Source organism: Pseudomonas sp. CGJS7, assembly GCF_036961695.1.
Genome location: NZ_JBAMDI010000011.1, coordinates 1 through 21,514, shown reverse-complemented (window position 1 = coordinate 21,514; position 21,514 = coordinate 1). Strand labels below are relative to the sequence as shown.

The 21,514-nt window shown below is 62.6% G+C and carries 18 protein-coding genes; 16 read left to right on the top strand and 2 right to left on the bottom strand.

Annotated elements, in window-relative coordinates; translation table 11 throughout:
* The first annotated feature begins 171 nt into the window (after positions 1-171).
* Complete coding sequence (gene bamE / locus V7787_RS09300; protein WP_003249234.1) at positions 172-426, top strand: outer membrane protein assembly factor BamE domain-containing protein; 255 nt, start codon at positions 172-174, stop codon at positions 424-426.
* Positions 423-995 carry a lipocalin family protein gene (locus V7787_RS09295; RefSeq protein ID WP_064491073.1) on the top strand — a complete coding sequence of 191 codons (573 nt, stop codon included), beginning with the start codon at positions 423-425 and terminating at the stop codon, positions 993-995. The genes bamE and V7787_RS09295 overlap by 4 nt, the downstream gene beginning before the upstream one ends.
* 147 nt (positions 996-1,142) lie before the next feature.
* On the opposite strand, the gene V7787_RS09290 is transcribed toward V7787_RS09295, so the two are convergent.
* Entirely contained in the window at positions 1,143-2,507 is a 1,365-nt protein-coding gene (locus tag V7787_RS09290; RefSeq protein WP_336087520.1) for a formimidoylglutamate deiminase, read from the bottom strand.
* Between the two features lie 144 nt (positions 2,508-2,651).
* On the opposite strand from V7787_RS09290, the gene hutC reads away from it, so the two are divergent.
* From hutC to V7787_RS09220, 14 genes are all read left to right on the top strand, one after another.
* The gene (gene hutC, locus V7787_RS09285) at positions 2,652-3,362 is read left to right on the top strand and encodes a histidine utilization repressor (RefSeq protein ID WP_172830964.1); all 711 of its coding nucleotides are present in this window, start codon (positions 2,652-2,654) and stop codon (positions 3,360-3,362) included.
* A complete protein-coding gene (locus V7787_RS09280; protein WP_198748303.1) occupies positions 3,359-3,931 on the top strand; it encodes a HutD family protein in 573 nt (190 codons plus the stop codon). The genes hutC and V7787_RS09280 overlap by 4 nt, the downstream gene beginning before the upstream one ends.
* A 392-nt stretch (positions 3,932-4,323) precedes the next feature.
* Positions 4,324-5,997 carry a urocanate hydratase gene (gene hutU, locus V7787_RS09275; protein ID WP_014592682.1) on the top strand — a complete coding sequence of 558 codons (1,674 nt, stop codon included), beginning with the start codon at positions 4,324-4,326 and terminating at the stop codon, positions 5,995-5,997.
* A gap of 108 nt (positions 5,998-6,105) precedes the next feature.
* Positions 6,106-7,638: a histidine ammonia-lyase gene (hutH, locus tag V7787_RS09270; RefSeq protein WP_064491103.1), complete on the top strand. Its 1,533-nt coding sequence runs from the start codon at positions 6,106-6,108 to the stop codon at positions 7,636-7,638.
* Between the two features lie 158 nt (positions 7,639-7,796).
* A complete protein-coding gene (locus V7787_RS09265) occupies positions 7,797-9,200 on the top strand; it encodes an amino acid permease (protein WP_003249253.1) in 1,404 nt (467 codons plus the stop codon).
* A gap of 15 nt (positions 9,201-9,215) precedes the next feature.
* Complete coding sequence (gene hutI / locus V7787_RS09260) at positions 9,216-10,421, top strand: imidazolonepropionase (RefSeq protein ID WP_336087516.1); 1,206 nt, start codon at positions 9,216-9,218, stop codon at positions 10,419-10,421.
* Positions 10,422-10,431: 10 nt separating this feature from the next.
* Complete coding sequence (gene hutG, locus V7787_RS09255) at positions 10,432-11,235, top strand: N-formylglutamate deformylase (protein WP_014592680.1); 804 nt, start codon at positions 10,432-10,434, stop codon at positions 11,233-11,235.
* A 169-nt stretch (positions 11,236-11,404) separates the two neighbouring features.
* Entirely contained in the window at positions 11,405-12,376 is a 972-nt protein-coding gene (pip, locus tag V7787_RS09250; RefSeq protein ID WP_003249260.1) for a prolyl aminopeptidase, read from the top strand.
* Positions 12,373-12,810, top strand: a complete 438-nt coding sequence (gene dtd, locus V7787_RS09245; protein WP_003249262.1) for a D-aminoacyl-tRNA deacylase — start codon at positions 12,373-12,375, stop codon at positions 12,808-12,810. The genes pip and dtd overlap by 4 nt, the downstream gene beginning before the upstream one ends.
* 263 nt (positions 12,811-13,073) lie before the next feature.
* Positions 13,074-14,813 (top strand): glucan biosynthesis protein G, encoded by a 1,740-nt coding sequence (locus V7787_RS09240; protein WP_218277938.1) that lies wholly within the window; start codon positions 13,074-13,076, stop codon positions 14,811-14,813.
* On the top strand, positions 14,806-17,379 hold the full coding sequence (gene mdoH / locus V7787_RS09235; protein WP_064491099.1) for a glucans biosynthesis glucosyltransferase MdoH: 2,574 nt from the start codon (positions 14,806-14,808) through the stop codon (positions 17,377-17,379). Before V7787_RS09240 ends, mdoH begins: the two co-directional genes overlap by 8 nt.
* A gap of 340 nt (positions 17,380-17,719) precedes the next feature.
* Positions 17,720-18,517 carry a transporter substrate-binding domain-containing protein gene (locus V7787_RS09230; RefSeq protein WP_029380729.1) on the top strand — a complete coding sequence of 266 codons (798 nt, stop codon included), beginning with the start codon at positions 17,720-17,722 and terminating at the stop codon, positions 18,515-18,517.
* A gap of 79 nt (positions 18,518-18,596) precedes the next feature.
* The gene (locus V7787_RS09225; RefSeq protein WP_003249268.1) at positions 18,597-19,559 is read left to right on the top strand and encodes an amino acid ABC transporter permease; all 963 of its coding nucleotides are present in this window, start codon (positions 18,597-18,599) and stop codon (positions 19,557-19,559) included.
* Complete coding sequence (locus tag V7787_RS09220) at positions 19,552-20,286, top strand: amino acid ABC transporter ATP-binding protein (RefSeq protein ID WP_064491104.1); 735 nt, start codon at positions 19,552-19,554, stop codon at positions 20,284-20,286. Before V7787_RS09225 ends, V7787_RS09220 begins: the two co-directional genes overlap by 8 nt.
* Positions 20,287-20,398: 112 nt before the next feature.
* Here the strand turns inward: V7787_RS09220 and V7787_RS09215 are convergent, their stop codons facing one another.
* The gene (locus V7787_RS09215; protein ID WP_081273151.1) at positions 20,399-21,349 is read right to left on the bottom strand and encodes an RHS repeat-associated core domain-containing protein; all 951 of its coding nucleotides are present in this window, start codon (positions 21,347-21,349) and stop codon (positions 20,399-20,401) included.
* Positions 21,350-21,514 lie beyond the last annotated feature (165 nt).

Below are 21,514 nucleotides of genomic sequence, written 5' to 3'. Positions count from 1 at the left end.
GGCCTTTTTTATTGGGCGCATGATTAATGCTTTGTGATTAATCGCACAGTAGTGGCCATCCGACCAATGGTGTAGGGGCATAGGGGGTGGGGCAGGGAACCTGGGAGGGATTTTCACGTCGAAGGTCACTGCAGGCCACTCGCCTGTATCATCTTTCAGGAGTGTCCCTTCATGTCGTTGCGTTCCCTCGCCCTGTTGTCGCTGTGCGTCGTGCTGACTGCCTGCAGCAAGATCAATCAGGAAAACTATTCCAAGATCAAGGCCGGTATGAACAAGGCCGAGGTCGAGCAGTTGCTCGGCACGCCGACCGAATGTTCTGGCGCGTTGGGCATGAGCAGCTGCACCTGGGGGGACGAGAAGAGCTTCATCAGCGTGCAGTACGCAGCTGACAAGGTGCTGATGTATTCCGGGCAGGGCCTCAAATGAGGCGTGCGTACCTGCTGATGGGGGTATGCCTGGCGTTGCTGCTGGGCGGTTGTGCAGGTTCCGTGCACGACCCGCTGGCGCCGAAAACCGCCGGAAATGTCGACCTCAAGCGCTACCAGGGCAAATGGTACGAGCTGGCGCGCCTGCCCATGCGCTACCAGGAAGGCTGCGAGCAGTCCGAGGCCCATTACAACCTCAGGCCTGATGGCAGTTATGGCGTGCTCAACCGCTGCCGCACCATGGGTGATGAATGGCTTCGCGCCGAAGGGCATGCGAATATCCAGGAGCCGGGGCACACCGACAAGCTATGGGTCGAGTTCGATAACTGGTTCACCAGGCTGGTGCCAGGCGTGGCGCGGGGTGAGTACTGGATTCTTTATGTGGACGACCACTACCGTACGGCCATCGTCGGCAGCCCGGACCGCAAATACCTTTGGATTCTGTCGCGCACGCCGACACTGCCGGCCTGGGAGCGTGAGAACCTGCTGTCCAGGGCGCGGCAGCAGGGGTATGACACCAGCCGCTTGATCTGGCGGGCGTCCGATCAGCAAATAGTAAAAATGCACTGAGTTTTTTGGGGTTGCGTTGCAACCCTTCGCGGGCAAACCCCACAGGTTCTGCACTGAACCCTGGGCTGCCCCCAAGACATTTTGTGGGGCAGTCAACCTGTGGGAGCGGGCTTGCCCGCGAAGGGCTGCAACGCAGCCCCGGTACACTCAGCCCAAAAGCTGGCGCAACACCTCGGCAAACGCCCGCCCGCTTTCTTCTTCTTGCGCATGCCGCCCCTGGCGCACCACCCACTGCCCATTCACCATGACATCGCGCACCTGGCGATCGCCGCCGGCAAACAGCCAACGGTTGAGAATGGCATCACCCTCCGCCATGGCGATGTAGGGGTCCTGCCCATCGAGCACCAGCCAGTCGGCACGCTTGCCCACCGCCAACTCGCCGACCGCCTGCCCCAGCGCCTGCGCACCACCGGCCAGCGCCGCGTCATACAGCGTGCGCCCGACCATCGGTTGGTCGCCGCGATACAGGCGGTTGCGCCGCTGGTCCCGCAGGCGCTGGCCATATTCCAGCCAGCGCAGCTCCTCCACCACGCTCAACGACACATGGCTGTCCGAGCCAATGCCCATACGCCCGCCCTGTGCCAGGAAATCCACTGCCGGGAAGATCCCATCGCCCAGGTTGGCTTCGGTGGTCAGGCACAACCCGGCCACCGCGCCGCTGCGGGCCATGGCAGTGACTTCGTCCGGTTCGGCGTGGGTAGCGTGTACCAGGCACCAGCGGCGGTCCACGTCCACGTGCTCGTACAGCCACTGCAGCGGGCGCAGGCCGCTCCAGGCCAGGCAGTCGTCGACTTCCTTCTGCTGTTCGGCGATGTGGATATGCACTGGGCACTGCCTGTCGCTGGCCGCTAACACTTCGGCGATCTGCCCAGGCGTTACCGCCCGCAGCGAGTGGAAGCACAGGCCCAGTTGCTGCGCCGGTTGCGCGGCCAGCAGCGGGGCGAGCTGGGCTTGCAGCTGCAGGTACTGTTCAGTGGAGTTGATGAAGCGCCGCTGCCCGTCGTTCGGCGCCTGGCCGCCAAAGCCTGCATGGCTGTACAGCACCGGCAGCAAGGTCAGGCCGATGCCGCTGTCGGCTGCGGCCGCGCTGATGCGTCGCGACAGCTCGGCGGGGTCGGCGTAGGGCTTGCCGGCCTGGTCGTGGTGCACGTAGTGGAACTCCGCCACCGAGGTATAACCGGCCTTGAGCATCTCGATGTACAGCTGGCGGGCGATGACCTGAAGCTGCTCTGGGCTGATCTGCCCGACCAGGCGGTACATCAGGTCTCGCCAGGTCCAGAAACTGTCGTTGGGGTTGCCGGCAACTTCCGCCAGGCCTGCCATGGCGCGCTGGAAAGCGTGCGAGTGCAGGTTGGGCATGCCGGGCAGCAGCGGGCCGGCCAGGCGCTCGGCGCCTTCGGCCGAAGCGCCAGGCTCGATGCTGGCCACACGGCCATCGCTGGCGACCTCGATACGCACATGGCTGGCCCAGCCCGTAGGTAGCAGGGCGCGTTCGGCGAAGTAGGCTGACATCGGTGGAATCCTGTTATTGTTAACTTGTATATACATATACAGGCGTTTGCCTGCCGGGTAAACTGCGGCAAGCTACCGCTCATTTCATTTGCACAAGGATCCATCGCCGTGCCGACACCTCCTGTCTCCGTGCTGGTTGCCCAGATGGGCGAGGGCCCGGCGCCGCTCTACGCCCGGGTCAAACAGATGATCATCCAGCAGATCGACAACGGCAGCTGGCCACCGCATCACCGGGTACCCTCCGAGAGCGAGCTGGTCAACGAGCTGGGCTTCAGCCGCATGACCATCAACCGCGCCCTGCGTGAACTCACCGCCGAAGGCCTGCTGGTGCGCATGCAAGGGGTCGGCACCTTCGTGGCCGAGCCCAAGGGCCGTTCGGCGCTGTTCGAGGTCAACAACATTGCCGACGAAATTGCCGCGCGCGGGCACCAGCATAGCTGCCAGGTGATCACGCTTGCCGAAGAAGCGGCCGGCTCCGAACGGGCGCTGGCGCTGGACATGCGTGAAGGTCAGCGCGTGTTCCATTCGCTGATCGTGCATTTCGAGAACGGCGTGCCGGTGCAGATCGAGGACCGTTACGTCAACGCGGCCATTGCGCCCGATTACCTCAAGCAGGATTTCACCCGGCAGACGCCTTACGCCTACCTGTCCCAGGTGGCGCCGCTGACGGAGGGCGAGCACGTGGTCGAGGCAATCCTGGCCGAGCCGGAAGAATGCACCCTGTTGCAGATCGACCGGGGCGAGCCTTGCCTGCTGATTCGTCGTCGCACCTGGTCCGGCCGCCAGCCGGTGACCGCTGCACGGCTGATCCACCCCGGTTCCCGTCATCGCCTGGAAGGACGTTTCAGCAAATGAGTCAGCTGCAGTTGTTGCGTGCGCACGATTACCCGCGCATGCCTTGGAAGAACGGTGGTGGTTTCACCGAAGAGATCACCCGCGACAGTGGCGAGGGTCTGGACGGTTTTGGTTGGCGTCTGTCGATTGCCGACATCGAAGAGTCGGGCGGCTTCTCCACCTTCGCCGGCTACCAGCGGATCATCACCGTGCTGCAGGGCGACGGCATGCGCCTGCTGGTCGATGGCCAGGCCAGTCGGCCATTGCTGGCGTTCGATGCGTTTGCGTTCAGCGGCGAGAGCCAGGTCAGCTGCAAGTTGCTGGGCGGGGCGATCCGCGATTTCAACCTGATCTATGCACCGCAGCGATATCGGGCGCGGTTGCAGTGGCTGGATGGCACCAGCCGGGTGTACAGCTCGGCATCGACGGTGTTGTTGTTTGCTGCCAGCAGCCATGTTGAGGTGACCATCGTGGGGCGTGAAACGCAGCGGCTAGGGTTGTATGACTGCCTGCGGCTGGAGGGCAATGACGAATTGCTTGGGCTGGAGGTTCAGGGGCGGTTCTGCCTGATCGAACTGGTTGAACGCTGAGGGTCTGGCTGTAGGTTTTTGTCGCCTGTGAGATCGAGCGCCGCCCGCGCGGCGCTTCGCGGGTAAACCCGCTCCTACGTTTGTTTCAGGCCAATTATGCCTGTGGGATTTGCGCGCGAACGCCTTGGTGCCTATCTCGATATCGCGTCGTACCAGCAAGGCGGTCGCGCGCGCCAGGCACAGGATGGACTGGCCCGAAACAAACGTAGGAGCGGGTTTACCCGCGAAGCGCCGCGCGGGCGGCGCTCGATCTATACCCCAACATAAATCTCAAGCCAGGAACGGCAAGGTCCGATTATTTTGGTTGTCCATGCTTGTACATACAAGTAAAGGTGTGTTTGTATATTGACCACGACATACCCGCCCGCGGACGACCGCAGAGGACCTTTCCCGTGACCGACAACAACAAATACCGTGACGTTGAAATCCGTGCCCCACGTGGCAACAAGCTGACCGCCAAAAGCTGGCTGACCGAAGCGCCACTGCGCATGCTGATGAACAACCTCGATCCACAGGTCGCGGAAAACCCGAAAGAGCTGGTGGTATACGGCGGTATCGGCCGCGCCGCGCGCAACTGGGCCTGCTACGACAAGATCGTCGAAACCCTGACCCGCCTGGAAGACGACGAAACCCTGCTGGTGCAGTCGGGCAAGCCGGTCGGTGTGTTCAAGACCCACAGCAACGCACCGCGCGTGCTGATTGCCAACTCCAACCTGGTGCCACACTGGGCCAACTGGGAACACTTCAACGAACTGGACGCCAAGGGCCTGGCCATGTACGGCCAGATGACCGCCGGCAGCTGGATCTACATCGGCAGCCAGGGCATCGTCCAGGGCACCTATGAAACCTTCGTCGAAGCCGGTCGCCAGCACTACGGCGGCAGCCTGAAAGGCAAGTGGGTACTCACCGCTGGCCTGGGCGGCATGGGCGGCGCCCAGCCACTGGCCGCGACCCTGGCCGGGGCTTGCTCGCTGAACATCGAATGCCAGCAGAGCCGTATCGACTTCCGCCTGGAAACCCGCTACGTCGACGAGCAGGCCACTGACCTCGACGACGCCCTCGCACGCATCGCCAAGTACACCGCCGAAGGCAAGGCCATCTCCATCGCCCTGCACGGCAACGCCGCCGAAATCCTCCCAGAGCTAGTCAAGCGTGGCGTGCGCCCGGACATGGTCACCGACCAGACCAGCGCCCACGACCCACTGAACGGCTACCTGCCAGCCGGCTGGACCTGGGAACAGTACCGCGACCGCGCGCAGACCGAACCGGCTGCAGTGGTCAAGGCCGCCAAGCAGTCGATGGCCGTGCACGTGCAGGCCATGCTGGACTTCCAGAAGCAGGGCATCCCGACCTTCGACTACGGCAACAACATCCGCCAGATGGCCAAGGAGGAGGGCGTGGCCAATGCCTTCGACTTCCCAGGCTTCGTCCCGGCCTACATCCGCCCACTGTTCTGCCGCGGCGTCGGCCCGTTCCGCTGGGCGGCGCTGTCCGGTGAAGCCGAGGACATCTACAAGACCGACGCCAAGGTCAAGGAACTGATCCCCGACGACGCCCACCTGCACCGCTGGCTGGACATGGCTCGCGAGCGCATCAGCTTCCAGGGCCTGCCGGCACGTATCTGCTGGGTGGGGCTGGGCCTTCGCGCCAAGCTGGGCCTGGCTTTCAACGAAATGGTCCGCAGCGGCGAGCTGTCGGCACCGGTGGTGATCGGCCGTGACCACCTCGACTCCGGCTCGGTATCCAGCCCGAACCGCGAAACCGAGGCCATGCGTGATGGTTCGGACGCTGTTTCCGACTGGCCGCTGCTTAACGCCCTGCTTAACACCGCAGGCGGCGCCACCTGGGTATCGCTGCACCATGGCGGTGGCGTGGGCATGGGCTTCTCGCAGCACTCGGGCATGGTCATCGTCTGCGACGGTACCGATGAGGCCGCCGAGCGTATCGCCCGGGTACTGACCAACGACCCAGGGACTGGCGTCATGCGTCACGCCGATGCCGGTTATGAAATCGCCATCGACTGCGCCAAGGAGCAGGGCCTGGACCTGCCGATGATCACCGGCTGATCACCACGCTTTGGATCGCACCCTGCAAGGGGTGATACTGAACAACAAGAAGGAGCGCGCAGGCACCCACAAGCGGGCCTGCGGCTCCACGCGATTTGGAGTAGTAACGTGACCGAACTCACCCTCAAGCCCGGCACCCTGACCCTGGCCCAGCTGCGCGCGATCCATGCCGCGCCTGTGCGCCTGCAACTGGATGCCAGCGCCGCACCGGCCATCGACGCCAGCGTCGCCTGTGTCGAGCAGATCATTGCCGAAGACCGTACTGCCTACGGCATCAACACCGGTTTCGGCCTGCTGGCCTCGACCCGCATCGCCAGCCATGACCTGGAGAACCTGCAGCGTTCGCTGGTGCTGTCCCACGCTGCCGGTATCGGCGCGCCGCTGGATGACGACCTGGTGCGGTTGATCATGGTGCTGAAGATCAACAGCCTCAGCCGTGGCTTCTCCGGCATCCGCCGCAAAGTCATCGACGCGCTGATTGCCCTGGTCAACGCCGAAGTCTACCCGCACATCCCGCTGAAAGGCTCGGTAGGCGCATCCGGTGACCTTGCCCCGCTAGCGCATATGTCGCTGGTGCTGCTGGGCGAAGGCAAGGCCCGCTACAAGGGCCAGTGGCTGCCGGCCACCGAAGCCTTGGCGATTGCCGGCCTCGAACCGCTGACCCTGGCCGCCAAAGAGGGCCTGGCCCTGCTCAACGGTACCCAGGCCTCCACCGCCTATGCCTTGCGTGGCCTGTTCCAGGCCGAAGACCTGTATGCCGCGGCCATCGCCTGCGGCGGCCTGAGCGTCGAAGCTGCGCTGGGCTCGCGCTCGCCCTTCGATGCGCGTATCCACGAAGTGCGTGGCCAACGCGGCCAGATCGACACCGCGGCCTGCTTCCGCGACCTGCTGGGCGACTCCAGCGAAGTGTCGCTGTCGCACAAGAACTGCGACAAGGTCCAGGACCCGTACTCGCTGCGCTGCCAGCCGCAGGTCATGGGTGCCTGCCTGACCCAGCTGCGCCAGGCCGCCGAGGTACTGGGCATCGAAGCCAACGCCGTGTCGGACAACCCGCTGGTGTTCGCTGCCGAAGGTGATGTGATCTCCGGCGGCAACTTCCACGCCGAACCGGTGGCCATGGCCGCCGACAACCTGGCCCTGGCCATCGCTGAAATCGGCTCGCTCAGCGAGCGCCGCATCTCGCTGATGATGGACAAGCACATGTCCCAGCTGCCGCCGTTCCTGGTGGAAAACGGTGGGGTCAACTCCGGCTTCATGATCGCCCAGGTCACCGCTGCCGCCCTGGCCAGCGAAAACAAAGCCCTGTCGCACCCGCACAGCGTCGACAGCCTGCCAACTTCGGCCAACCAGGAAGACCACGTGTCGATGGCCCCGGCCGCCGGCAAGCGCCTGTGGGAAATGGCCGAAAACACCCGTGGCGTGCTGGCCATCGAATGGCTGGGCGCGTGCCAGGGTCTGGACCTGCGCAAAGGCCTGAAGACTTCGGCCAAGCTGGAGCAGGCGCGCCAGGCGCTGCGCAGCGAGGTGCCGCACTACGACCGTGACCGTTTCTTCGCGCCGGATATCGAAAAGGCCGTGGACCTGTTGGCCAAGGGTAGTCTGACCGGCTTGCTGCCGGCGGGTGTGCTGCCAAGCCTGTAATGCTCCTTGGGGCCGCTTGGCGGCCCTTCGCGGTCAAGCCCGCTCCTGCACAGATTGCGATCTGCAAACGCTATCCATGTAGGAGCGGGCTTGCCCGCGAAGGGGCTGCGCAGCAGCCGCTCAATCTCACGACCACAAAAACAATTCAAGGACGTGACATGCAACAAGCTCAAGGTCTCAAGCGCGGGCTAAGTGCCCGCCACATCCGTTTCATGGCCCTCGGCTCCGCCATCGGCACCGGCCTGTTCTACGGCTCTGCCTCGGCCATCCAGATGGCAGGCCCGGCCGTGCTGCTGGCCTACCTGATCGGCGGCGCTGCAGTGTTCATGGTCATGCGCGCTCTTGGCGAAATGGCCGTGCACAACCCGGTGGCCGGCTCCTTCGGCCACTACGCCACCACCTACCTCGGCCCAATGGCCGGTTTCATCCTTGGCTGGACCTACGCTTTCGAGATGGTCATCGTCGCCATCGCCGACGTCACCGCGTTCGGTATCTACATGGGCTTCTGGTTCCCGGAGGTAGCCCGCTGGATCTGGGTGCTGGGCATCGTTTTCCTGATCGGCGGCCTCAACCTGTGCAACGTCAAGGTATTCGGCGAAATGGAATTCTGGCTGTCGCTGCTCAAGGTCGGCGCCATCGTGGCGATGATCCTGGCCGGCCTCGGCATCATGGCCTTCGGTTTCAGCCAGGTGGGTACCGGGCATGCCGTGGGCATGAGCAACCTGTTCGACCATGGCGGCTTCATGCCTAACGGCGTGGGTGGCTTGATCGCGTCGTTTGCGGTGGTGATGTTCGCCTTCGGCGGTATCGAGATCATCGGCGTTACTGCCGGCGAGGCAAAAGACCCGCAGCGCGTCATTCCCAAAGCGATCAACGCGGTGCCACTGCGGATCCTGCTGTTCTACGTGCTCACCCTGTTCGTGCTGATGTGCCTGTACCCATGGCCGCAGATCGGCAGCCAGGGCAGCCCTTTCGTGCAGATCTTCAGCAACCTGGGCATTGGCTCTGCCGCTGCCGTGCTGAACGTCGTGGTGATTTCCGCTGCCATCTCCGCCATCAACAGCGACATCTTTGGCGCTGGCCGCATGATGTATGGCCTGGCCCAGCAAGGCCACGCCCCGCGCGGCTTCAGCAAGTTGTCGAAACATGGCGTACCGTGGATGACCGTTGTGGTGATGGGGGCTGCGCTGCTGATCGGCGTATTGCTCAACTACCTGATCCCGGAAAATGTGTTCCTGCTGATTGCCTCGATCGCCACCTTCGCCACGGTGTGGGTGTGGCTGATGATCCTGCTCACCCAGGTAGCCATGCGCCGCAGCATGAGCCGCGAGGAAGTGGCCCAGCTCAAGTTCCCGGTACCGTTCTGGCCATACGGCCCGGCCATGGCCATTGCGTTCATGGTGTTCATCTTTGGCGTGCTCGGCTACTTCCCGGACACCCAGGCGGCATTGATCGTCGGCGTGATCTGGGTGGTGTTCCTGGTGGCGTCCTACCTGCTGTGGTGCAAGCCGCGCGCAGGGCAGGGCCAGCCGGTAGCGGAGCCGGCCGAGCTGCACCGCTAGCAAAGGAGATTGTGCATGAGAACCCTCTGGCAGCATTGCCATGTTGCGACCATGGCCGATGGCCGTTACTCGGCCATCGAGGACGCGGCGATCGTCACCAGCGCCGGGCTGATCGAGTGGATAGGCCCACGCGCCGAGCTGGCGCCCGTCGAAGCTGACCGCACGGTTGACCTGGGTGGTGCCTGGGTCACTCCCGGGCTGATCGACTGCCACACCCATGCGGTGTTCGGCGGCAACCGCAGCGGCGAGTTCGAGCAACGCCTGCAGGGCGTGAGCTATGCCGAAATCGCCGCGCAGGGCGGTGGTATTGCGAGTACCGTGCGGGCTACCCGGGCAGCCAGCGAAGACGAACTGTTCGCCAGTGCTCGCCAGCGCGTCCGGGCACTGATGCGTGATGGCGTGACCACCCTCGAGGTCAAGTCCGGCTACGGCCTGGACTTGGCCAATGAGCGCAAGATGCTGCGAGTGGCCCGGCGCCTGGCCGACGAGCTGCCGCTGACGGTGCGTGCCACGTGCCTGGCAGCGCACGCTTTGCCCCCGGAGTACGCAGGCCGGGCCGATGACTACATCGCGCACATCTGCGATGAAATGTTGCCGGCCCTGGCCGCCGAAGGCCTGGTAGATGCGGTGGATGCCTTCTGCGAACACCTCGCGTTCTCGCCGGCCCAGGTCGAGCGGCTGTTCATCAAGGCGCGCGAACTGGGCCTGCCGGTCAAGCTGCATGCCGAACAGCTGTCATCGTTGCACGGCTCAAGCCTGGCCGCGCGTTACCAGGCACTGTCGGCTGACCACCTGGAGTTCATGACAGAGGAAGACGCCGTGGCAATGGCAAACGCCGGCACGGTCGCCGTGCTGCTACCGGGTGCGTTCTACTTCCTGCGTGAAACACAGCTGCCGCCAATGGATGCATTGCGCCGCCACGGGGTAAAGATTGCCCTGGCCAGCGACCTCAACCCCGGCACCTCGCCAGGGTTGTCGCTGCGGTTGATGCTGAACATGGGCTGCACCTGCTTCCGCATGACGCCGGAAGAGGCCCTGGCAGGCGTTACGGTGCACGCCGCCACGGCGCTGGGCCTGGGTGACAGCCACGGCTCGCTGCAAGTGGGCAAGGTGGCCGACTTCGTCGCCTGGCAAATCGAACGCCCCGCCGACCTGGCCTACTGGCTGGGTGGCGACCTGCCCAAGCGCGTAGTGCGCATGGGCCATGAAATCTCCAACTGAGCGAGGCACGATGGACAAGGTACTGAGTTTTCACCAAGGTCGCCTGCCGCTGCTGATCAGCATGCCGCACGCTGGCTTGCGTCTGACCGACGCCGTGCGCGACGGCCTGGTCGACCAGGCGCAAAGCTTGCCGGACACCGACTGGCACATCCCGCAGTTGTACGACTTTGCCCGTGACTTGGGCGCCAGCGTGGTGGCCGCAGAGTACTCACGCTTCGTCATCGACCTGAACCGTCCGGATGACGACAAGCCGCTGTACGTCGGCGCCACCACGGGCTTGTACCCGGCGACCCTGTTCGGCGGCGAACCCCTCTTCAAAGACGGGCTGGCGCCGTCTGGCGAAGAGCGCAGACGCTACCTGGAGCAGATCTGGCGCCCTTATCACGCGACCATTCGTCGTGAGCTGGACCGCTTGCGTGAGCAGTTTGGCTATGCGCTGCTGTGGGATGCCCATTCGATCCGTTCGCTGATCCCGCACCTGTTCGACGGCAAGTTACCGGACTTCAACCTGGGTACTTTCAACGGCGCCAGTTGCGATCCGGCACTGGCTGAGCGGCTGCAGGGTGTGTGCGCCAAGGTGCAAGGTTACAGCCATGTGCTTAATGGTCGGTTCAAAGGCGGTCACATCACCCGGCATTATGGCGACCCGGCCAACCATATCCATGCTGTGCAGCTGGAGCTGGCGCAAAGCACCTATATGGAGGAAGTCGAGCCATTTGCCTACCGGGAAGACTTGGCGCAACCGACGCAAGCGGTATTGAGGCAGCTACTGCAAGCGCTGCTGGCCTGGGGCGACGAGCGTTACAAGCGTTGAGTGGAGGCGGCGACGCTATCGGCGTCGCCAGGCACCGTGGGAGGCAGTTGCCGGAATTCTGCGCAAGGGTCGATTCGCGCCGTTCGAACGCGTCAGCAAGGACGGTGCTGAAAGCGCAATTCAGGTTTATGATGGCCCACGGCCGAATAATCCTCACACGGAGTGCGCAATGCAGACCCTCTACCCGCAGATCAAACCCTACGCCAGGCACGATCTGGCCGTGGAAGCGCCGCATGTGCTTTATGTCGACGAAAGCGGCTCGCCGGAAGGTCTGCCCGTGGTGTTCATCCACGGAGGCCCCGGTGCTGGCTGCGACGCCCAGAGCCGCTGCTACTTTGATCCCAACCTGTACCGCATCATCACCTTCGACCAGCGCGGCTGTGGCCGCTCCACGCCCCATGCGAGCCTGGAGAACAACACCACCTGGCACCTGGTCGAAGACCTGGAGCGCATTCGCGAACACCTTGGCATAGACAAGTGGGTGCTGTTTGGTGGCTCTTGGGGCTCGACCCTGGCCCTGGCCTACGCTCAGGCTCACCCCGAACGCGTGCACGGCCTGATCCTGCGCGGCATCTTCCTGTGCCGGCCGCAGGAAATCGAGTGGTTCTACCAGGAAGGCGCCAGCCGCCTGTTCCCCGACTACTGGCAGGACTACATCGCACCGATTCCACCGGAGGAACGCGGCGACCTGGTCAGGGCCTTCCACAAGCGCCTGACCGGTAACGACCAGATCGCCCAGATGCACGCCGCCAAGGCGTGGTCCACCTGGGAAGGCCGTACCGCCACCCTGCGCCCCAACCCGCTGGTGGTCGACCGCTTTTCCGAACCGCAGCGGGCGCTGTCGATCGCCCGCATCGAATGCCACTACTTCATGAACAACGCCTTCCTCGAACCGGACCAGCTGATCCGCGATCTGCCCAAAATCGCCCACCTGCCGGCGGTGATCGTGCATGGTCGCTACGATGTGATCTGCCCCTTGGACAACGCCTGGGCGTTGCACCAGGCCTGGCCGAACAGTGAGTTGAAAGTGATCCGTGACGCCGGTCACGCGGCTTCCGAGCCTGGCATCACCGATGCCTTGGTGCGTGCCGCCGACCAGATGGCCCGACGCCTGCTCGACCTGCCCCTGGAAGAAGCATGAGGGGCCTGCTGCAGCGCGTGCGCGGTGCGCGGGTTGAAGTGGCGGGGGAGGTGGTCGGCGCCATCGACCAAGGGTTGCTGGTGCTGGTCGCGGTCGAGCCTGAAGATTCCCGTGAACAGGCCGATAAGCTGTTGCACAAGCTGCTGAACTACCGGGTGTTCAGTGACGAGCAGGGCAAGATGAACCTGTCGCTCAAGGATGTCGGGGGTGGCCTGCTACTGGTGTCACAGTTCACCTTGGCGGCCGACACCCGCAATGGCATGCGTCCAAGCTTCTCGACCGCAGCGCCACCGGCCCTCGGCGCCGAGTTGTTCGACTATCTTTTGCAACAGGCAAAAGCTCAGTACGCCGACGTGGCCAGCGGCCGTTTTGGTGCGGATATGCAGGTGCACCTGGTCAATGATGGCCCGGTAACATTTATGTTACAAATATGAGGTCAAAAAACCCGTTGTTCACAGGAAAACAAGGGGTTTTGTACGATAAATAGTTGCTCCAGCCTGATGCGTTGTCACGCAACCTGCTGGATAATCGCGCGCTGCATGGACCTGCGTTCGTAGGTCCGTTTCACTCTGACTCGAGCATTGTCTGGATCCGTTTGGGGAATCATTACGCCCTCGCGGGGTCCGAACAGTGCTCGCCAACCCGGCATTTGTCGCTGGCCGTTGGTTTCATGATCTGTTTTCGGCGAGGGTTGCTCGTGATTGTTAGTCCCCAAAAAGCATCAAGAATCCCCAGCGTCGGGCTACGCAAGGCGCTGATGGCCAGTGTGGCTCTGGTCGGCCTGATGAGCGCGGGCCAGCTGTGGGCATTCAATCTTGACGATGTTGCTGCCAAGGCAAAGGATCTGGCCGGCCAGAAGTACGAAGCGCCAAAAAGCAACCTGCCGGCCGTGTTCCGCGACATGAAGTTCGCGGACTACCAGAAAATCCGTTTCCTGCAGGAAAAGGCCGAGTGGGCCAAGGACAAGACCCCGTTCAAGCTGTCGTTCTATCATCAGGGCATGCACTTCGACACCCCGGTGAAAATCAACGAGGTCACCGCCACCAAGGTCGAGGAAATCAAGTACGACCCGGACCGCTTCGAGTTCGGTGACGTGCCGCACGACCCGGAAACCACGAAAAACCTCGGTTATGCCGGTTTCCGCGTGCTGTACCCGATCAACAAGGCCGACAAGCAGGACGAGATCATGACCCTGCTTGGCGCCAGCTATTTCCGCGTGGTCGGCAAGGGCCACGTGTACGGCCTGTCTGCCCGTGGCCTGGCCATCGACACCGCCCTGCCGTCGGGCGAAGAATTCCCGCGCTTCACCGAGTTCTGGGTTGAAAAGCCCAAGCCAGCCGACAAGCACCTGGTGATCTACGCGCTGCTGGATTCGCCGCGCTCCACCGGCGCCTACAAGCTGACCCTGCGTCCAGGCAACGACACCGTGGTCGACGTGCAGTCCCGCGTGTTCCTGCGTGACCATGTCAGCCGCCTGGGCATTGCGCCGCTGACCAGCATGTACCTGTTCGGCCCCAACCAGCCGTCTAAGGTGCTCAACTACCGCCCGGCCCTGCACGACTCCGAAGGCCTGTCGATCCATGCCGGCAACGGCGAGTGGCTGTGGCGTCCGCTGAACAACCCGAAACACCTGGCCGTGAGTAACTTCAGCGTCGAGAACCCGCGTGGTTTCGGCCTGATGCAGCGTCAGCGCGCCTTCAGCGACTACGAAGACCTCGACGACAACTACCAGAAGCGCCCAAGCGCCTGGATCGAGCCGAAGGGTGACTGGGGCAAGGGCAGCGTCGACCTGGTCGAAATCCCGACCGCCGACGAGACCAACGACAATATCGTGGCCTTCTGGAGCCCGGAGAAACTGCCTGAGCCAGGTAAGCCGTTCGAGTACGCCTACCGCCTGCACTGGACCATCGACGAGCCGAAGTTCCAGGCCCCTGATCTGGGCTGGGTCAAGCAGACCCTGCGTTCCACGGGTGACGTCAAGCAGTCCAACCTGATCCGCCAGCCAGATGGCAGCGTGGCATTCCTGGTCGACTTCGCCGGCCCGGCGCTTGCCGCCCTGCCGGAAGACGCCGCCGTGCGCAGCCAGATCAGCGTGGGCGACAACGCCGAGGTGGTCGAGAACAATCTGCGCTATAACCCTGAGACCAAGGGCTGGCGCCTGACCCTGCGCCTGAAGGTCAAGGAAGCCAACAAGTCGACCGAAATGCGCGCCGCACTGGTGCGTGATGTACCGGTCGAGCCTGCCAAGCCTGCCCAGGACGCCAAGCAGGACAAGGCCGCAGCCAAGCATGCCAAGGCCGAGAAAGCCGTCAAGGCTGAGCAATCTGCCAAGGCCGAACAACCTGCCGCCGATGCGGCGCCCACCAACGGGGCCCCGGCCACCACCGAGAAGGTGCTGACCGAGACCTGGAGCTATCAGTTGCCTGCCGATGAGTAACTCAAGCGCAAGGCCGGAATCGCTTGGCGAGTACCTGGCCCACCTACCACTGAGCGACGAGCAGCGGGCTGAACTTGCCAGCTGCACCTCGTTCAGTGAGCTACACCAACGCTTGGCGGCCAACCCGGCCGCCAGCTCTGCCGAGGCCGTGCAGGCCTCGGTGGGCCCGCGCCTGACCGTGGGCAGCGCCGCCGAGCTGGAAGAAGCCGAAATGCTCGGCGTCGACGGCAGCGGCCGCCTGTGCCTGAAGATCGCCCCGCCGATCAAACGCACCAAGGTCGTGCCCGAGCCATGGCGCACCAATGTGCTGATCCGCATGTGGCGACGCATGACCGGCCGGCCCAACGCCCCGCAGCCGCCCAAGCGCGAGCTGCCGCCGGCCCGCTGGCGCACGGTCGGCTCTATCCGCCGTTACATTCTGCTGGCGCTGATGATCGGCCAGACCATCGTCGCTGGCTGGTACATGAAAGGCATCCTGCCGTACCAGGGCTGGTCGTTCGTGGACCTTGACGAAATCGTCAACCAGCCGCTGTGGGACACGGTGGTGCAGGTGTGGCCGTATGCCCTGCAAACTTCCATCCTGATCCTCTTCGGCATCCTGTTCTGCTGGGTGTCGGCGGGCTTCTGGACCGCGCTGATGGGCTTCCTCGAGCTGCTCACCGGGCGCGACAAATACAAGATTTCCGGTAGCAGCGCAGGCAACGAGCCGATCGCGCCCGAGGCGCGTACCGCGCTGGTGATGCCGATCTGCAACGAAGACGTGCCGCGGGTGTTCGCCGGCCTGCGCGCAACGTTCGAGTCGGTGGCCGCCAGCGGCAACCTCGACCGGTTCGACTTCTTTGTGCTCAGCGACACCAACGACACCGACATCGCCGTGGCCGAGCAACAGGCCTGGCTGGATGTGTGCCGTGAAACCAAAGGCTTTGGCCGCATCTTCTACCGCCGCCGTCGGCGCCGTGTAAAGCGCAAGAGCGGCAACCTCGACGACTTCTGCCGTCGCTGGGGTGGCGAGTACAAGTACATGGTCGTGCTCGACGCCGACAGCGTCATGAGTGGCGAGTGCCTGAGCAGCCTGGTGCGCCTGATGGAGGCCAACCCGGACGCCGGCATCATCCAGACCGGGCCGAAAGCCTCGGGCATGGACACCCTGTATGCACGCATGCAGCAGTTCGCTACCCGCGTGTACGGCCCACTGTTCACTGCCGGTCTGCACTTCTGGCAGTTGGGTGAGTCGCACTACTGGGGCCACAACGCGATCATCCGCATGAAGCCGTTCATCGAGCACTGCGCCCTGGCGCCGTTGCCGGGCAAGGGCGCGTTCGCCGGTGCCATCCTTTCCCACGACTTCGTCGAAGCCGCGCTGATGCGCCGTGCCGGCTGGGGTGTGTGGATTGCCTACGACTTGCCGGGCAGCTACGAAGAACTGCCGCCAAACCTGCTCGACGAGCTCAAGCGCGACCGCCGCTGGTGCCACGGCAACCTGATGAACTTCCGCCTGTTCCTGGTCAAGGGCATGCACCCGGTTCACCGTGCGGTGTTCCTTACCGGGGTGATGTCTTACCTGTCGGCGCCGCTGTGGTTCCTGTTCCTGGTGCTGTCGACCGCGCTGCTGGCGACCAACACGCTGATGGAGCCGCAGTATTTCATCGAGCCGTACCAGCTTTACCCGCTGTGGCCGCAGTGGCACCCGGAGAAGGCTGTGGCGCTGTTCTCCACCACCATTGTGCTGCTGTTCCTGCCCAAGCTGCTCAGCGTCATCCTGATCTGGGCCAAGGGCGCCGTCGAGTACGGTGGACGCGTCAAGGTCACCTTGTCGATGCTGATGGAGATGCTGTTCTCCATGTTGCTGGCACCGGTACGCATGATCTTCCACACCCGCTTCGTGCTGGCCGCGTTCCTCGGCTGGGCTGCGACCTGGAACTCGCCGCAGCGTGACGACGATTCCACGCCGTGGGGCGAAGCGGTGCGCCGGCATGGCCCGCAGACGCTGCTGGGCATTGCCTGGGCCGCACTGGTGGCGTGGTTGAACCCGAGCTTCCTGTGGTGGCTGGCGCCTATCGTCGGTTCGCTGGTGCTGTCGATCCCGGTATCGGTGATTTCCAGCCGCACCCGCCTGGGCCTGGCGGCCAAGGACGAGAAGCTGTTCCTCATCCCAGAGGAATACGCCACGCCACAAGAGCTGTTGGCTACCGACCAGTACACCCACGAAAACCGCTGGCATGCCCTGCATGATGGCTTCGTGCGGGCCGTGGTCGACCCGCGGCAGAATGCCCTGGCCTGTGCCATGGCCACTGCCCGCCATGGCCAGGCGGCACCGATCGAAGCGTTGCGTGCCGAGCGCGTTGCCAAGGCGATTGAAGTCGGACCAAAAGGCCTGGACCTCAATACTCGCCTGGCCCTGCTCAGCGACCCGGTGGCACTGAGCCGCCTGCACGAGCAGGTGTGGGCCGAGCACAATGCGGCATGGATCGATGTGTGGCGTGCGTCGATCAACAATGACCCGCATTCGCCGCTGTTGCCGTTGCACCCTGAAAACGCAGGCCAACCGAGCCTCGTCGGCGCCTGATCGGGCCTGTTCGCGGCGGTTCGGCGCCCCGATGAACCCGCTCCTACGGGGCGCCTGATCGGGGCTCTTCGCGGGTGAACCCGCTCCTACGGGGCGCCTGATCGGGCATCTTCGCGGGTGAACCCGCTCCTACCAGGGATACACATGCCCTTGTAGGAGCGGGTTCACCCGCGAAGCTTTTTGGCCTAACCCCCTCATTTTGGCCAACAAAGTCCCCCCGCGGCTATAGGTCCACGGGCCGCCATGCGTTAGCATCCCTCTCCGATACGACGCTTCGGCCAGTACGGTCGTGCCAACACAATAAGATTCGCTACTTTTCTTGCTAGGGGACTTGGTGATGATCAAGAAATACCTTTCGCGACTGCTGGTCGGTGTGACCGCCCTGGTCGCCGTGACCGCGGCCCAGGCGGGCGCCATCGACGACGCGGTCAAGCGCGGCACCCTGCGGGTGGGCATGGACCCGACTTACATGCCGTTCCAGATGACCAACAAACGTGGCGAGATCATCGGCTTCGAAGTCGATATCCTCAAAGCCATGGCCAAGTCCATGGGCGTGAAGTTCGAGGCAGTGTCCACCGCCTATGACGGCATCATCCCGGCCCTGCTGACCGACAAGTTCGACATGATCGGCAGCGGCATGACCCTGACCCAGGAGCGCAACCTGCGTCTGAACTTCAGCGAACCCTTCATCGTGGTTGGCCAGACCCTGCTGATCCGCAAGGAACTGGCTGGCGAGATCAAGTCGTACAAGGACCTGAACAACGAGAAGTATCGCCTGACCTCCAAGCTTGGCACCACCGGCGAAATGGTGTCCAAGAAGCTGATCAGCAAAGCCAAGTACCACGGTTACGACAACGAGCAGGAAGCGGTGATGGACGTGGTCAATGGCAAGGCCGACGCCTTTGTCTATGACGCGCCGTACAACGTGGTGGCGGTAGAGAAAGCCGGCGCCGGCAAGCTGCTGTTCCTCGAAGAACCCTTCACCTACGAGCCGCTGGCCTTCGGCCTGAAGAAAGGCGACTACGACAGCATCAACTTCATCAACAACTTCCTGCACCAGATCAAGCACGACGGGACCTACGATCGTATTCACGACAAGTGGTTCAAGAACAAGGACTGGCTGAAGGAAATGGAATAAGGCTCAGGCCACAAGCCCGGCTTTATGACCCCGACGCGCAGGCAAACCCTGCGCGTTCGCATTTACGGAAGTACCCCACGTGATCAAACACAAGAAAGCCCAGTGGCCTTGGCATGGGTTGACTGCCCTGGTCCTGGTAGGCCTGGCGCTCAGCCTTTACATGGCCACCTCGATGATTTCCTACGAGTGGCGCTGGAACCGCGTACCGCAGTACTTCGCCTACAAGGCCGAGGAAACACAACGCGCTGCCGGCTACGGCACTGTGCAGGAAATCGTCATCTCCGGTGACAACGCTCGCGTCACGCTGAAGGACGAAAGTGGTGCCGAGCAAGTGCTCGATGTGGCCAAGGACAGCCTGCAACTGAGCCGCGGCGACGATGTTGCCGAAGGCGACCAGATTGGGGTAACCCGCCATTGGGCCGCTGGCCCGCTGGCATGGGGCCTGTGGACCACCTTGTGGATCTCGGTGGTGTCCGGGGCGCTGGGCCTGGTGATCGGCCTGTTCGCCGGATTGTGCCGGTTGTCGAACAACCCGACCCTGCGCGACCTGTCGACCGTCTATGTCGAACTGGTGCGCGGCACGCCGCTGCTGGTGCAAATCTTCATCTTCTACTTCTTCATCGGCACCGTGCTCAACCTGTCCCGCGAGTTTGCCGGGGTAGCGGCGCTGGCATTGTTCACCGGTGCTTACGTGGCCGAGATCGTCCGTGCTGGCGTGCAGTCGATCGCCAAGGGCCAGAACGAGGCTGCCCGGTCGCTGGGCCTGAACGCTGGCCAGTCGATGCGCCATGTGATCTTGCCGCAGGCGTTCAAGCGCGTGCTTCCGCCCCTGGCCGGCCAGTTCATCAGCCTGGTCAAGGACACCTCGCTGGTGTCGGTGATCGCCATCACCGAGCTGACCAAGAGTGGCCGTGAGGCCATCACCACCTCGTTCTCTACTTTCGAGATCTGGTTCTGCGTGGCAGGCCTGTACCTGCTGATCAACCTGCCGCTGTCGCACATCGCCAGCCGGCTCGAGCGGAGGCTTGCGCAAAGTGATTGAAGTTCGTGACCTGCTGAAAGTCTTCGACACCCGTGGCCAGGTGGTAAGGGCTGTGGATAACGTCACCACTCAGGTCGCCAAGGGCGAAGTGGTGGTCGTGCTCGGCCCGTCGGGGTCGGGCAAGTCGACGTTCCTGCGCTGCCTCAACGGCCTGGAGCATTTCGACCAAGGCCATGTGGCCATCGACGGCCTGCAACTGGCCGACCCCAAGACCGACATCAATGCCTACCGCCGCGAAGTCGGCATGGTGTTCCAGCACTTCAACCTGTTCCCGCACATGACTGTGCTGGAAAACCTGTGCCTGGCGCAGAAGGTGGTGCGCAAGCGCAACAAGGCTGACCGCGAAGCCAAGGCCCGGGCGTTGCTGGAGAAGGTGGGTATTTCGCAGAAGGCCAACGAGTACCCGTCGCGCTTGTCTGGCGGCCAGCAACAGCGGGTGGCGATTGCCCGGGCCCTGGCGATGGACCCGAAAGTGATGCTGTTCGACGAGCCGACCTCGGCGCTTGACCCGGAAATGGTCGGCGAAGTGCTGGACGTGATGAAGACCCTGGCCCAGGAAGGCATGACCATGGTCTGCGTCACCCACGAAATGGGCTTTGCCCGCGAAGTGGCGGACCGGGTGCTGTTCTTCGACCATGGCAAGCTGCTGGAAGATTCCGCGCCAGGCGCGTTCTTTGATTCGCCGAAGGACCCGCGCGCGCAGGCGTTCCTGCGCCAGGTATTGTGAAACTTGGTGGGCGGTAGAGCGTAGCCAACCCCCGAAACTCGCTTTCTGCGGGTTGGCTATTTCACTCATCCGTTGATTTGGAATACAGCTGGCAAATGAATAATTGCGTGGCTTAAGTGATTTTTCTAATTGCTTTTGAAGCTACATGAGGATATTTATTCGTTAGGTAATTTAGACGGCTGCGCGCTGCCTGAATTGCTATTTTGTTCTGTTCAACTCGCCACTTTGCTGCCTCAACTTTCGACGGTGTTTGCTCTAGTTGGAGGCGCTTTGTAGTCAACTGGTCATGCTTGGCTGCAAGCTTCCTCAATCCGGACGCTTTATCGGCGTAACCTGCGTATAAGTAACTTCCCTTTACGCCGTGCTTGCTATTTTCGTATATGACTGTTCCATCCATTTTGCTCATGTCGTCCATGAGCGCTAACATTTCCTCATTTATTTCTTGGAGTCTGGTATCAGTCGTTTGAATATCTTGCTGTATCTGAGCGTGTTTTCTTTCTTCGTTTCCGACGTTAAACTCTAAATTTTCAGTGCTGTCTATGTGATGTTTCAAATTTTTTGAAGCTTTGACTAGAGACTTTCCAGCTTTCCAATCCTTGTAGCGCGCTATAAGTCCACGGGCATTTCCTGAAGGATCATTATAATTAATCGGGTCTCCCGCAGTGTAAGCATATGCATTAAGATTTCCGGCCAAGAATATGCTGGCACGATCGGCAGAAATAAATCGCCTCAGACGGGGGCTGTATCCACGTTCTCCGCGGCCTAACAAGTACACGCCGAAATATTCCAGATACTCTCCGTTGAAGCCTAGTGTTACAGGTAAAGGCCCAGTGCCGTAATTTCCATAAGCACAGTATGTCACGCTGTTGATGGCAGAACTCTGGGTCGAAACCAACACGGACTTTGCTCTGTCCAAAGCAATCAGGTTGGTCTCGGTAAAGAGTGACCCCCCTAGCTGGCACAGCGGAGTGCCGGCCGCGTTCATTACTCTTATTGAACTACCAGGCACTCCAATAGATGCGAGCCGATCATGCTCATAAAAGCGTAACTGACGATTAGCCATCAGAAGATTCCCTGTTGAATCATGACCTCAAGGATGCGGGCAGCAAGGTAGCCCCGACAACTGGCAAAAATGCCAGGTTGGTGCGCTCCGGTAATTCTTTATGCCCAAGCCTGGGTTGAACGGTCGAGGGGGGGGCAAAAAAACCCACCCCCCCCCCCCCCCCCA

What these genes read in the sequence shown, in the direction of transcription:
- bamE (WP_003249234.1), top strand. Translation starts at nt 172, where the DNA reads ATGTCGTTGCGTTCCCTCGCCCTGTTGTCGCTGTGCGTCGTGCTGACT.
- V7787_RS09295 (WP_064491073.1), top strand. Translation starts at nt 423, where the DNA reads ATGAGGCGTGCGTACCTGCTGATGGGGGTATGCCTGGCGTTGCTGCTG.
- V7787_RS09290 (WP_336087520.1), bottom strand. Translation starts at nt 2,507, where the DNA reads ATGTCAGCCTACTTCGCCGAACGCGCCCTGCTACCTACGGGCTGGGCC.
- hutC (WP_172830964.1), top strand. Translation starts at nt 2,652, where the DNA reads ATGGGCGAGGGCCCGGCGCCGCTCTACGCCCGGGTCAAACAGATGATC.
- V7787_RS09280 (WP_198748303.1), top strand. Translation starts at nt 3,359, where the DNA reads ATGAGTCAGCTGCAGTTGTTGCGTGCGCACGATTACCCGCGCATGCCT.
- V7787_RS09265 (WP_003249253.1), top strand. Translation starts at nt 7,797, where the DNA reads ATGCAACAAGCTCAAGGTCTCAAGCGCGGGCTAAGTGCCCGCCACATC.
- hutI (WP_336087516.1), top strand. Translation starts at nt 9,216, where the DNA reads ATGAGAACCCTCTGGCAGCATTGCCATGTTGCGACCATGGCCGATGGC.
- hutG (WP_014592680.1), top strand. Translation starts at nt 10,432, where the DNA reads ATGGACAAGGTACTGAGTTTTCACCAAGGTCGCCTGCCGCTGCTGATC.
- pip (WP_003249260.1), top strand. Translation starts at nt 11,405, where the DNA reads ATGCAGACCCTCTACCCGCAGATCAAACCCTACGCCAGGCACGATCTG.
- dtd (WP_003249262.1), top strand. Translation starts at nt 12,373, where the DNA reads ATGAGGGGCCTGCTGCAGCGCGTGCGCGGTGCGCGGGTTGAAGTGGCG.
- mdoH (WP_064491099.1), top strand. Translation starts at nt 14,806, where the DNA reads ATGAGTAACTCAAGCGCAAGGCCGGAATCGCTTGGCGAGTACCTGGCC.
- V7787_RS09215 (WP_081273151.1), bottom strand. Translation starts at nt 21,349, where the DNA reads ATGGCTAATCGTCAGTTACGCTTTTATGAGCATGATCGGCTCGCATCT.